Below are 12,414 nucleotides of genomic sequence, written 5' to 3' on the forward strand. Positions count from 1 at the left end.
TAGAGGTAAATAATTATGTCTGAACAAAAAGCGTTCTTGGAAAAAATTTATATAAAAAATTTTTTGAGTTTGCAGGATGTTGAACTTTCGCTAAAACCACTGACAGTTCTTGTTGGAGCGAATGCAAGCGGAAAGTCAAATGTCTTACATGCGTTGAGTCTGCTTCGAACTATGATGACTGCTGATAATCTCCCGCCAGTTGAATTCGTCAAAGATCGCCTTTGGGCCGGAGGAGCAAGTCACATCACTTTCCAATTACATGCAGCGGTAGAAACCACCCTTACTACTTACCAACTGGAATTCACGGCAGACCCTAATAATCCGTTTGTTTCTGAACAATTATCGATTAATGATGTAAAGGTTATAGCAATTCAGAGCGGACAAGGCGTAGTTCGTGATGAAGATAGCGAAAATGAAACGAAATATACATCTAATAAACTCGCTTTGCAGTCCGCGGGTGCTTATGGAAACAAACCTATCACGGGTGCCCTAACAGAGTTTGTTAAAGAATGGAAATTTTATAACTTTCGACCAGATGTCATCCGAGATAGTCTCGCTATATTTTCATCTGATATAAAAGATGTTTCTGAATCTCCAAAGTTGGATAGTTATGGTTTTAGATTACCGGCGGTGCTCTCGGATTGGCACGAAAATATGCCAGAGGGTTTTCGCAGCGTTAGTGAATCTCTGGCAGATAGTATGAATATAGGTATTGATTGTCGTACAATTAACGGCGATAACCAATTATACCTTTTAGAAGGTTACGAGAATCCAGTGCCTTTGAAGATGGCATCCGATGGCACATTACGACTCGTGGCATATTATACCTTGCTCAATCAACCAGAATTACCGCCACTCGTTGCTATCGAAGAACCGGAGAGAAATCTGCATCCGGGTGCATTGGCGAATATTGCTGGTGTCCTTGAGCAACTTGCTGAACGGACACAAGTGATTATTACAACTCATAGTTCGCAGCTCCTTGATGCGTTTAGTTTTGATAAGTTAACGAATTTTCTCGGTGTTTTGTTCTTACATAATCAGCCCGGAATAGGCACAGAAGTAATTAACCTTGAGGATCAGCGTGGGAGTGATGAATCACTGAATGGGTGGCTCGCGGACTTTGGGATTGGCAGTGCAATCTTTCATAATGAGATTCTTCAAGACATGATGGAGGATCAATCTGCATGCCGCGAGTAAGGATATGGACATTGGAATCAACCAATGATGCCAAAGTTGTCAGGCATTTGGTTAGTAAGTTGGTGACACATTTGCAACTCGGGAATCTATCTATTCACACAGCTGGCGGCACGGAATTCCTGATGTATAATAAAAAAGGGCAATCTTTGGGCGACAGACTAAGACGGACAATCCAGCAATACCTTAAGAAGGATGACTATATCATTTTTGTCATTGACAGCGACAGTTCAATGTCCATGCACCAGCGAAGACAAGAGCCAAATTCGCTGATTAATCAAATTAAACGAATCATTGGAGATCAAAGTTTTGCTGGTAAGGCATTTTTCGCTCCAGCTGTTCATGAACTTGAAGCGTGGTTGTTGATTGACTGTCTCGGTATTTTCTGTTATTTTGCTAGTCGGCGCGCACAATATAGAAATAATTGCCGTGATAAAGTATCGGCAAACCAATCCTTCATACGACTGCTCAGGCACTATCAGAAGGGCAATACGGAACACGTTGTTGAAACGGTAGTAGGAGGCAACGGTCCCAAAGAGTATTTGGAAAAGTTTTCTGAGCAGGTCCTGCTTGCACTCAATCCGAATATGCCTCAAAGGAATGTCCGCCGCGATCGGTATCATGAAAGAATGTCCCCTGATATGGCTAAACACATAATCATCAACCAAGAAACATTACGACGTAACAATTCTCTCAGGGATCTTGGAAATGTGCTCACACAAGCAAGTAAGTAAATTGAATACACATGTCAATTCTTTGGAGAGTGAGGAAAATAAAATGAATGTGACGACTGAATTAGCAACTGATGCCGTGGAAGTAGAAACCCAGCAAATATCCCTTAGAGAGTATGCTTACATCCAATTTCGGAAACTATGTACCTCGCGAGGGTTGAATTTTGATAAAATGACTGAAGATGAACTCATGAATTTCATTGATGACCTTATTCATGAGGATCGTGAGTGCGGCTTGTAATGGTTTATGATCCACTACCATTGGGGAGAGCGGCATGCTAAGCGTAAGAGTCTGGAATTTACAATCGGACTGCAAGGCCGAAGCAGTCAAATTTTTGGAAAACGAATTCTTGAGATTTAGGCAGCTTGAATATCTCGCTATCCGCACAGCTGGCAGAAGTGCACTTCGCAAGTGCCACAGAAAAGGCGTACCGCTAAGGGGCAGTCTCCGGAAGGCAATTCAGCACTACCTCAAGCAAGACAACTATATTGTTTTCGTCATTGACCCCGATTCGCAACGACAGCAAGCGTCAAAATCGCTTGTGAATCAACTCAGACAGGTTGTCACAGATTGCAATTTTTCCGACAAAGTCTTTTCCTTCTCCGATCTTCAAGAATCAGAATCCACCGTACCGGCACAGTGGCAGAATATCGTTTCACATTTGCGCGCTGAGGTTGAGAGTGCGCGCAAACGGTTTCGGGAAGAATGGAATAGGGCCATAGCACCCTTCCACAATGCTTTTGCCGATATACCAGAGGAGGAAGTGATACGTCATTTTGAGGAAGCACTTGCAGAGGTGAGGCGTGGATGAACCCTTACAGCGAAGATGAACTCATAGAACAACCTACCCTTGCAATTCTTGCCGAAATAGGATGGGAAACACGCAACTGCCACAGCGAATTTAACCAACAGGATGGTAGCTCACTCGGTAGACACACCAAAGCCGAAGTTATCCTCGCCTCCCGACTCCAGCCCGCATTACAAAAACTTAACCCCAATGCAACCCAAGATGCCATTAACGAGGCAGTCGAGGAACTCACTCAATCCCGCGCACTTTTGGATCCTGTCGAAGCGAATCGCGAGATTTACAGCCTCCTCAAAGACGGTGTGAAGGTTGCCGTCACCGATCCAAACGGCGAAGGCGAAACTGTTGAAGTACTTCGGGTCATTGACTGGGAAAATCCGAAAAATAACGATTTCTTTGCTGCATCCCAATTCACGATTACTGGAGAGATGTACACCAGACGGCCAGATATCGTCTGTTTCGTCAACGGAATTCCACTCATCCTTATGGAGTTCAAACGGATTGATGTGGACCTCTACGCTGCCTACAACGATAACCTCCGAGACTACAAAAGGACCATCCCACATCTCTTTTGGTACAACACCTTTATTCTCCTCTCTAACGGCACACAGAGCAAGGTCGGAAGCCTCACTGCCAGTTGGGAACACTTTGCCGAGTGGAAGCGAATTCACAGTGAAGATGAACCACCTAACGTCTCTTTACAGACAATCCTACATGCCCTCTGCACACCCGAACGACTGCTTGATATTGTCGAGAACTTTATCCTGTTTATGGAGGTGCAGGGTGGATTAATCAAAATTCTCGCCAAAAACCATCAATACCTCGGTGTCAACAGGACTGTTGGTGCTTTGAAGCAAATTGAAGACAATCACGGCAAACTCGGTGTGTTCTGGCATACGCAAGGTAGTGGGAAAAGCATCTCAATGCTCCTCTTTGCACAGAAAGTCTTGAGGAAAGTGCCGGGAAACTGGACATTCGTTGTTGTAACTGATCGTAAGGAATTGGACGACCAAATCTATAAAACCTTCGCCAGTACAGTCGGTGTCTTGACCCAGCAGGAGGTACATGCAGAGAGTGTCGTCCATCTCCGCCAACTCTTAAGTGAAGACCATCGCTATATCTTTACCCTCATTCACAAGTTCCAGACGCAAGGTAGCGAAAGGCACCCTGTTCTTTCGGAGCGGTCAGACATCGTTGTCATCACTGATGAGGCACATCGCAGTCAATACGATACACTCGCCTTGAACATGCGTACTGCGCTTCCCAACGCCGCATTTGTCGCATTTACCGGTACGCCCCTCATGACTGGCGAAGAAAAGACGAAATCCGTATTCGGTGATTATGTGAGTGTTTACAACTTTAATCAATCTATCGTTGACGGTGCAACCGTTCCACTCTATTATGAAAACCGTGTGCCGACCCTACACTTGATGAACGAAGACTTTAACGCAGATATCGAACAGATTCTTGACGAAGCCGAGCTTGATGAGGCACAAGAGGCGAGGCTTGAACACGAATTCGCCAGAGAGTATCATCTCATCACACGAGAGGAACGCTTAGAAACCATCGCTGAAGATATTGTTGAGCACTTTATGGGCAGGGGTTACCAAGGTAAAGCAATGGTCATCTCAATTGACAAAGCCACTGCCGTTAAGATGTTCGACAAGGTTCAGAAACATTGGAAGCGGCACATTAAGCGTCTAAAATCGAAGATAGCCACACAGACGGGTAGCGAACGGATCTTCTTAGAGGAAAGAATTAACTACATGGAAGAAACCGATATGGCAGTTGTCGTTTCTCCGGGACAAAACGAGATTGATGACCTTAGAGAAAGAGGCGTTGATATCGAACCCCACCGCCGCCGTATGAACGCTGAAGATTTAGATACCAAGTTCAAAGACGCGGACGATCCCTTCCGAATCGTCTTCGTTTGTGCGATGTGGATTACAGGTTTCGATGTTCCTTCCTGTTCCACAATCTACCTCGACAAGCCCCAGCGAAATCATACCTTGATGCAGACCATCGCCAGAGCCAACCGCGTCTTCGGCGATAAAAATAATGGTTTAATTGTTGACTACATCGGGGTTTTCCGAGACCTTGAAAAAGCGTTGGCGATTTATGCCACAGGTGCCGATGTTGAAGGAGACCAAACGCCAATCGCGGATAAGTCGAAACTGGTCGAAAAACTCAGAAAGGCGATCGCTGAAATCTCCGAATTCTGCGAAGGTCTCGGTGTTGACTTGGCGGAAGCCCAAACGGATCACGCTCTGCAAAACATCAGCCAAATCAATGATGCGGTGGAACGCATCTTGATTAACGATGAAACGAAAAAGAATTACCTACAGTTAGCAGGGAACGCCACTAAACTATACAAAGCGATTCTGCCCGACCCCGATGCACACGAGTTCACCAGAATTTGCCAACTGATCAATGTCATCGCACAGAAAATCAGGAATTTAACACCACCGGCTAACATCTCCGGTGTGATGACAGAAGTCGAAACCCTACTCGATCAATCAATCGCACCTGAAGGCTATCGTATTGAGATACCGCCTGATAGTTATGATATGAATCAGATAGATTTAAGCCAAATCGACTTCGAGCAGTTAAGCGAACAATTCAATACACAACACAAACGCATTGAGGCAGAGAGACTCAGAGGCGCGATTAACACGAAACTCACTGTGATGGTTCGCCTCAACAGGAGCCGCATGGATTATCAGGCGAAATTTGAACAGATGATTGCGGAATACAACGCAGGAATTATTGGTGTTGAGGATTATTTTGAGAGGCTTTTTGACTTTGTGGGTGACCTCAATCAAGAAGACCAACGCTCCAGTACGGAAGACCTCTCTGAAGAGGAACTGGCGGTATTTGACCTGCTGACACGACGGGAGCCGCATCTAACTGTCCCTGAGCGAGACGAAGTGAAGACTGCAGTACGGAAATTGCTTGAGACGCTCAAACAGGAAAAATTGGAGTTGGATTGGCGGAAACGGACCCAGTCGAGAGCGGAAGTCAAGGAAACCGTTAACGGCATACTTGATGAGGGACTACCGCAACCTTACACACGAGAACTATTTGGTCAGAAGTCCGAGGCGGTTTATCAGCACATCTACGATTCTTACTACGGCGAGGGAAAAAGCGTTTATAGCGAGAATTAAAGGCGAGGTGTTTTTGCTTGGGTGTTTCCCCTAGGAAACCTCGCCTACCGGAAATAGGTCTGTGTATCACCCAATCTCGCCAACCTCAATCAATCGGTCGTCTAAGGTCCTGTCTGGACGCGGTAGGTCCCCAAAAAGCGGACGGAAATAACCCACACCCGCCGGAGAAATCTGATACCGTTCCGCGTCGTAGAACCGAAGATCGAGATCCCTGCGAATCACATGCCCCGTCTCATCGCGCTTGAGCACCTGTTCTAACGGCAAGAGTGTCGGCTCAATACCGGTATCTGTTCGCGTGATAGTCGCAACACCGTTGAACATCCCCTCTGAGAGTGCCTGTACCGCGATCGCGCCTGCTTTCATAGCAGTGTCCCTATCCAATGGAATCGGGCTACCACATCGTTGGAGATAGCCGAGAATCAACGCACGAAACGCTGAACTTGGAATTTCTGGGAGCAGTTTCTTCATCGCTTTAACGATGATTTCTGAACATCCCCCCGGTTTCGTATGCCCAAAAGCATCGAGTTCCGCTTGAGAACTAATCATCAATTCCCCGGCATCGTTCCGAATCCCCTCCGACACGACAACAATGACGTTCCCTTGTGCTGCGTGTTTTTCACGAATCGCTTCCGCCAGTCTCTCAGGTTGATATGGGATCTCTGGGACAACAATAAGGTCTGCCTGCCCATAAGCTGCGGAGAGTGTTAACCACCCCGCATCTCTACCCATCGCTTCAACAACAATCACACGGTCATGGGAATAGGTAGTCGTCCGTAGGTCTCGGACGGCGTTGATAACGCTCTGTGCCGACGACGGGAAACCGGGACAGAAATAGTTGACCATTTTGGAATAATCAACAGCGTCACCCTCTGGCGGATTGATACCGACATCGTTATCAATCGTTTTGGTCACAAACGTGGTCGTGAATTGGTCTGAGAGTGCGGTTCCGACCGTCAAAGTGTCGTCACCACCTATCGGAATAAGACCACTGATGTCCAACTTTTTCAGATTACTTACCGCTTCGTCTAACTTATTATCTTTAATCAGATTTGTGCGCGAGCTTTTTAGCAGTGTTCCGCCTCGGTTCTCATCAATCAGGTCTGGGGTTAACGTAAAGTAGCGTCCACCTTTTAGGACACCGCGCCATCCTTCCATGAATCCGACCAATTCAAAACCGAGTTCTTCGGCTTTCAAGGCGATGCCTTTCAGGGTGGCGTTGAGTGCACTGGTATCGCCACCCCCAGTTAAAACACCGATCTTTTTGGGCATATTAAAACTCCTTTTTTCTTGGTTTTCGGTTCGCATTGCGTAGCAATGCGAACCGAAAACTACTTCACGACTTCAAGAAGAACGGGTTTGTCAAAAGCGAGTGCTTTTTCAAATGTGGGTTTGAAATCGTTCGGATCTTCAACCCGTAGACCGACTGCACCGAACGACTCAGCGAACTGTACGAAGTCCGGATTAGCCAATTCAACACCAATCCGTTTGCCGAAACGTCGCAGTTGACCGCGTTCAATAGAGGTATATTGATTGTCGTTCATCACAAGCGTCACGACGGGTAGATTATACATCACGGCTGTTGCAAGGTCTGGGCACGACATCAAGAAACCGCCGTCACCGCTAAGTGCGACCACCTTCCGTTCTGGATAAGCGACCTGTGCACCAATAGCACCCGTCAATCCAATTCCCATCGCAACAGAGACACCCGAAAAGATGTAGCTGCCGGGATGGTAACACGGGAAATGCTGCAGTGCGCCGTAGCCAGTGATATTAACATCGACCGATAGGATTGCATCGTGTGGCATCACATCGCGCATCTCCTTGAGAATCTGAGGGGGTTCAATTGCGGTGAATCGACGACGCAATTCGCGTAGACCTTCACCCCAACCACCAGACCGATTCTCATCACGCAGCGCAGCGTTCAACTGACGCAAAACGAGTTTGGGATTCGCACCGATACCGACGGTCGCCGGATATTCCTTGTGTATCTCTTCCGTGTCTGCTTCAATATGCAACAGGGGTTGTGGAATCTTGAGGCTCCAGTTTCCCGTGTCCCGATAGTTGAACCGTGTCCCAACAGCAATTAGGAGGTCAGATGCTTCCATCGCCGCTTGCGCAACACCGTCACGGAAGATACCGATAACATTCGGTGAATCTTCCGGCACTGAACCTTTCCCAAACCCCGTCATCACGATTGGGGCATCTAACAATTGTGCGAACGCAAGCATCTCCGCAGTGGCGCGCGTATGATTGATACCCCCACCAGAGATAATCAGTGGACGCTCCGATTTATTCAGTAGTTCCAAAGCGGCATCTACGTCTTGTGGACTCGCTGCTGTTTGGATACCGTTGTTATACGGCGGAACTGAAAAATCTGCCGATGCATCCAACGCATCTTTCGCCAACTCAACCAGCACCGGTCCCGGTCTACCTGAACGGAGTGCACTGAAACTCCGATTGATCGCGCCTGGAATCTGATCGACGCGATGCACAATTTCCAGATGTTTCGTCATTGGCGTAAAGGCAGCGCGTTGATCCAAACCGTGGAAACTCTTCTTTGGATCGCGCGACGCTAAGTAAGATGGATTCTGACCTGTAATCCAGAGGACGGGTGAAGATGCCGTGTTCGCTTCGCCAATACCGATAGAAGCATTGTTGGAACCGGGACCCGGAACAGTCATGCAAACCCCGACTTCACCTGTTGCACGCGCATAACCGTCCGCCATAAACGATGCGCCACCTTCATGGCGTGTCACATAGTGCTGGATGCTATCTTGGTTGTTATACAGTGATTCATAGACGGTATCGAGATGGTTGCCCGGTAAACCGAAAATGACGCTCACACCTTGTGCCTTCAAACCTTCAACAAAAAGATCTCCACCTGTCATGATTAACCCCTTTCATAGTGAGTAATCTCGATTTCAAATTTTACGAAACTTCAAAAAGTCGCCCCTGCTGCGGATCAAACGTAGTATTCAGATACGTCTTTCCGTTAGCGTCCCAAGAATCAATGTTTTTCTTTCTACCATCAAATATATCCCACTCCACAACACTCATAGTCGCTCGACGTATCTCAATCAATGTGTCGATTGCTATATCGCCTCTGTTGAAGAGATAAAAAAGTTCAGAATTTTCCGCGTCTCTATGGTGAATCTGAACGGTATCCGTCTCCGTATTGTCCGGTTTCACGTACACTGACACGGTCCACTGCACCCATTTACGCAGACATTTTTTGAGTCGGACGGCTTTCTCATTCAGGGGACCGCGGAGAATGGTTGCGCGCCGTCCATAGATAAGTTGTTCCAGCGGATAGGGTTCGAGTCCTATCTTGCCGTTGAGCAGGTACGGTGTCGGTTCGTCTACGATCAATCTCCCTTTTGCTCTGGTAAATGCTTTCAGACACTTCACCGTCTCTTCTTGCAATGATATGCAGCTCGGCAATAGAACAATACCATAGTCCTCTTTAACGTCTATGCGGGTATTATTTAAACGGAGACTGAAGTTCCTATTGGCACGTTTTCCTATACGCGCTGAATTTATAATCTCCGCTGAAGCCAATTCCTGTTCCGAAACAACCCTGAAGTCGTATCCCAATTCCCACACCGTTTGGCAGAGCCACCCCCACGCTTTTGTTACCTGACTCCAGACTTTCTGATCGGGTTTTGTCCAGAGGCTTTGCGTCGGTGCTACCATCAGGAGCGGTCTTTTTGGGTAACCTATTGCTAACAGTTGCGATAACGTCGGTGTTGTGGTATCTGATTTTTTTGTTGTGCTTCTATTTCTGTTTATCCAGAGATTGAAACCGAGACTCGCGTCTCCTGTTAGTGTCTGCCTGTCTGTTTTATGACTGTCTTTGCGTGCGATGCCTGCATGCTGTGTGTTGCTACAGACCCATTTTGCGACCGCGAACCGTTTGGGTGTATCTATTTCAGTGACGTTTAGAATCGGGGAGTCCACTTCCGCTAACATCGTTCCCAATTCAAACTCCAATGTCTTAGCGGTCCCTGGTAGGCTTAAAGCGAACTGTAACCTCTCTTGATGACAGAAATCACGCAGACCACCAAGGAAACGCGTCGCAAATCGGGTCGTGAGTTCGCGCCAAAATGTATTCCTAACCGCTGCTGAGTTGTAAGTCTCATAAAACACCAGCGGCAAATAATCGGCGACTGTCTCTTCTATTGTTTCCAACAGTGCTGGACTCCACGGAACCGACGACGTTTCTGCTTCTAAAACACTCATCATCGATAGGAACTTCGGCAATTCACAACTGAAACCGATGATGTCTCGCTTTCCGTAAGTCTCTAAATATTCCCTCAATACATGTCTTACAAACGCTGAAACGCCGGTGTCGCTTAAAAGGTCTGCTGCCGATTCTTCCGTCTGATAAAGCACAATCACTGTTCGCCCGCGAAGCCGTTCAGCGATTTCGAGATCGCCTGCCACACATTTCTGGACGTAGTCGCTGATATGATAGCACGGCGCGTCGGCGTGGGGTTGTGCAATTAGGTAGTACCGACAGGATTCGGATTCACGCCTCTGGGAAAATTGCCGAAGCGACCCTTGGATTGCCGCCGCTGTTCCTGTATTATTGAACACCCATTCTATAGCGTTCAAACGGTAGCGCGTTTTTAACAAAGCAGACGGCAGCTGGATCCACGCGCCTTCTCCGCGTCGTGACAGTGCATCTAATTCTGAGCGGTGTATCGCCGCCTCTTGTTTCCGCCTCCATAATAGCACGCTCCCTGTCTTAAAAGCGTCCATCTGCACAATTTTTGCTCCTACTGTTCGCCTGAAAAATTTGCAACTCTTAAAGATTCTGTGATATACTTTATAGCAATAACACCGAGGCGTGCTATAGGTGCAGTCCGAATCCACTGAACATATCTCTATTTTGTCCGTTAAGCAGTTTAGCACACATAATGAATTCGTGCAATCAAAACTTTTTTGTAAGGAAAAGACATGAACATACTCGAAAATCTTATCTCAGCGTTTGCTATTCTGCGCGGGAGCAAACTCCGAACGATTCTCACGCTCTTAGGAATCACCATTGGCATCGCAGGCGTGATAGCGATGATGTCTTTCGGTGCGGGTGCTGAAAAACTCCTAATGTCCGAGATCGACAATATCGGTGGCCCGAGTATGTTTGGCGTTTATCGCCCCGGTCATATCCGTAAGAACGGACGCTGGCAACGCAACACCAGTCCACATTACTTAGAGATGAGCGATCTCCGCGATGTCTTAGCAGATTGTCCTTCCGTTGAAGTTGCGACTGTCGAAGGCAGCTACTACATCGGTCTCGGTGTTGACGGAAAATTTCAACAGACTTACCTCCGTGCGACAACAAATGAATATCAAGCCGTTCGCGATTGGCGTGCAGAATACGGCAGATTCCTCGCTGATACCGATATGGACACTTGGACGAAAGTTTGCGTCATCGGTGCTAAGATATGGAAAGAGCAATTTAAAGGACAGGATCCCATCGGGAAGGAAGTTGTCATTAACAACCATGGGAGACACAACCGTTTCACAGTTATCGGCATCATGGAGAGCCGAGGGGATGGACTGGAACGCGGCAAGAGCGATGATAATATGCTCTTCATTCCGATTACAACCGCACAGAAACGGTTTTGGGGACACGATCACGTTGGACACATCATGGTGCGCGCCAAGAGTCCACTTTTGGTGGAGCAGGCTTTAAAAGAGGTGAAGACGGTGATTATGCGCAATCACGGTGGAGATGATACCTTCTTCCGAACGTGGTCTGCTAAACAAAGTATCGCGAACGCCAAACGAATGATCTTTATCATAGAGACAGTCCTCGTTGTTATTGCGTCAGTCTCTTTGATTGTGGCGGGTATCGGTATCCTTAATATCATGCTCGTCTCGGTGACAGAACGGATTCCAGAGATCGGACTCCGGAAAGCGGTGGGTGCGAAAAGCTTTGACATCCGGCTCCAATTCCTCACAGAATCCGTCCTCTTATGCCTGATCGGTAGTTTGTTAGGCATCTTATTAGGTGCTGTCGCCGGAAAAGGTTTCGCGTGGATCGTTGGTCGGTTTCTGCAAGAGATGACTTGGCCCTCTGTGATTACACCTGAAGCCGTGCTGGTCTCTGTTGCTGCAGGTGCAGCAGTCGGTATTTTCTTTGGTTATTATCCCGCCAGTCAAGCAGCGAAGATGACTCCTATTGATGCCATTCGGCATACATAAATTTGATAAAGGAGAACACCATGAACGACGAGCAAATTACAACACTTGACATGTTTAAGCTGCTGCGTGAGGATATAAAATCTTTAGAGTCACGCCTTGTCATGGATATGCAAGATATCCGGAGCGATATACAATCTTTGGAGGCGCGGATGCGGAATGTTGAGGAAGCTGTCGCGGGTAAAAAAGCCGTGTCAACTTTCCAGAAAACGTTGATGGATTGGCTGTTCCGTATTGCCGCCGCGGTCGGTGTCGGTGGCGCGATCAAAGCATTTTTTTCTTAACATAAACACGCAATGGAGAGAAGAAAAT

Annotated in this window: 10 protein-coding genes; 7 read left to right on the forward strand and 3 right to left on the reverse strand. The window is 47.3% G+C overall.

Annotated features, from left to right (window positions below):
- The first annotated feature begins 15 nt into the window (after nucleotides 1-15).
- The 5 genes from OXN25_17570 to OXN25_17590 are packed head-to-tail and all read left to right on the forward strand — an operon-like array spanning nucleotide 16 to nucleotide 5,895.
- Nucleotides 16-1,197, forward strand: a complete 1,182-nt coding sequence (locus OXN25_17570; protein ID MDE0426662.1) for an AAA family ATPase — start codon at nucleotides 16-18, stop codon at nucleotides 1,195-1,197.
- Nucleotides 1,198-1,208: 11 nt separating this feature from the next.
- Nucleotides 1,209-1,928, forward strand: a complete 720-nt coding sequence (locus OXN25_17575) for a hypothetical protein (GenBank protein ID MDE0426663.1) — start codon at nucleotides 1,209-1,211, stop codon at nucleotides 1,926-1,928.
- Between the two features lie 43 nt (nucleotides 1,929-1,971).
- The gene (locus OXN25_17580) at nucleotides 1,972-2,166 is read left to right on the forward strand and encodes a hypothetical protein (GenBank protein MDE0426664.1); all 195 of its coding nucleotides are present in this window, start codon (nucleotides 1,972-1,974) and stop codon (nucleotides 2,164-2,166) included.
- Nucleotides 2,167-2,200: 34 nt separating this feature from the next.
- Nucleotides 2,201-2,737 carry a hypothetical protein gene (locus tag OXN25_17585; GenBank protein MDE0426665.1) on the forward strand — a complete coding sequence of 179 codons (537 nt, stop codon included), beginning with the start codon at nucleotides 2,201-2,203 and terminating at the stop codon, nucleotides 2,735-2,737.
- Nucleotides 2,734-5,895 carry a type I restriction endonuclease subunit R gene (locus OXN25_17590; GenBank protein MDE0426666.1) on the forward strand — a complete coding sequence of 1,054 codons (3,162 nt, stop codon included), beginning with the start codon at nucleotides 2,734-2,736 and terminating at the stop codon, nucleotides 5,893-5,895. The genes OXN25_17585 and OXN25_17590 overlap by 4 nt, the downstream gene beginning before the upstream one ends.
- Nucleotides 5,896-5,961: 66 nt before the next feature.
- On the opposite strand, the gene OXN25_17595 is transcribed toward OXN25_17590, so the two are convergent.
- Genes OXN25_17595 through OXN25_17605 form a run of 3 tightly spaced genes read right to left on the reverse strand, consistent with a single transcriptional unit; the run spans nucleotide 5,962 to nucleotide 10,656 of the window.
- On the reverse strand, nucleotides 5,962-7,164 hold the full coding sequence (locus OXN25_17595) for a 6-phosphofructokinase (GenBank protein ID MDE0426667.1): 1,203 nt from the start codon (nucleotides 7,162-7,164) through the stop codon (nucleotides 5,962-5,964).
- A gap of 59 nt (nucleotides 7,165-7,223) precedes the next feature.
- Nucleotides 7,224-8,783 (reverse strand): thiamine pyrophosphate-binding protein, encoded by a 1,560-nt coding sequence (locus OXN25_17600; protein MDE0426668.1) that lies wholly within the window; start codon nucleotides 8,781-8,783, stop codon nucleotides 7,224-7,226.
- Nucleotides 8,784-8,823: 40 nt separating this feature from the next.
- Nucleotides 8,824-10,656 (reverse strand): hypothetical protein, encoded by a 1,833-nt coding sequence (locus tag OXN25_17605; protein MDE0426669.1) that lies wholly within the window; start codon nucleotides 10,654-10,656, stop codon nucleotides 8,824-8,826.
- A 198-nt stretch (nucleotides 10,657-10,854) separates the two neighbouring features.
- Between OXN25_17605 and OXN25_17610 the strand changes: the two genes are divergently transcribed.
- Both OXN25_17610 and OXN25_17615 read left to right on the forward strand, forming a co-directional pair.
- Entirely contained in the window at nucleotides 10,855-12,105 is a 1,251-nt protein-coding gene (locus OXN25_17610; protein MDE0426670.1) for an ABC transporter permease, read from the forward strand.
- A gap of 20 nt (nucleotides 12,106-12,125) precedes the next feature.
- Nucleotides 12,126-12,386, forward strand: coding sequence for a hypothetical protein (locus OXN25_17615; protein ID MDE0426671.1), 261 nt, complete (start codon nucleotides 12,126-12,128; stop codon nucleotides 12,384-12,386).
- The last annotated feature ends 28 nt before the right edge of the window (nucleotides 12,387-12,414 follow it).

Source organism: Candidatus Poribacteria bacterium (genome assembly GCA_028820845.1).
GTDB lineage: Bacteria > Poribacteria > WGA-4E > WGA-4E > WGA-3G > WGA-3G.

Bases quoted from the DNA above. Each gene is read 5' to 3' on its own strand.
- OXN25_17570 (MDE0426662.1), top strand. From the start codon at position 16: ATGTCTGAACAAAAAGCGTTCTTGGAAAAAATTTATATAAAAAATTTT.
- OXN25_17580 (MDE0426664.1), top strand. From the start codon at position 1,972: ATGAATGTGACGACTGAATTAGCAACTGATGCCGTGGAAGTAGAAACC.
- OXN25_17585 (MDE0426665.1), top strand. From the start codon at position 2,201: ATGCTAAGCGTAAGAGTCTGGAATTTACAATCGGACTGCAAGGCCGAA.
- OXN25_17590 (MDE0426666.1), top strand. From the start codon at position 2,734: ATGAACCCTTACAGCGAAGATGAACTCATAGAACAACCTACCCTTGCA.
- OXN25_17595 (MDE0426667.1), bottom strand. From the start codon at position 7,164: ATGCCCAAAAAGATCGGTGTTTTAACTGGGGGTGGCGATACCAGTGCA.
- OXN25_17600 (MDE0426668.1), bottom strand. From the start codon at position 8,783: ATGACAGGTGGAGATCTTTTTGTTGAAGGTTTGAAGGCACAAGGTGTG.
- OXN25_17605 (MDE0426669.1), bottom strand. From the start codon at position 10,656: ATGGACGCTTTTAAGACAGGGAGCGTGCTATTATGGAGGCGGAAACAA.
- OXN25_17610 (MDE0426670.1), top strand. From the start codon at position 10,855: ATGAACATACTCGAAAATCTTATCTCAGCGTTTGCTATTCTGCGCGGG.
- OXN25_17615 (MDE0426671.1), top strand. From the start codon at position 12,126: ATGAACGACGAGCAAATTACAACACTTGACATGTTTAAGCTGCTGCGT.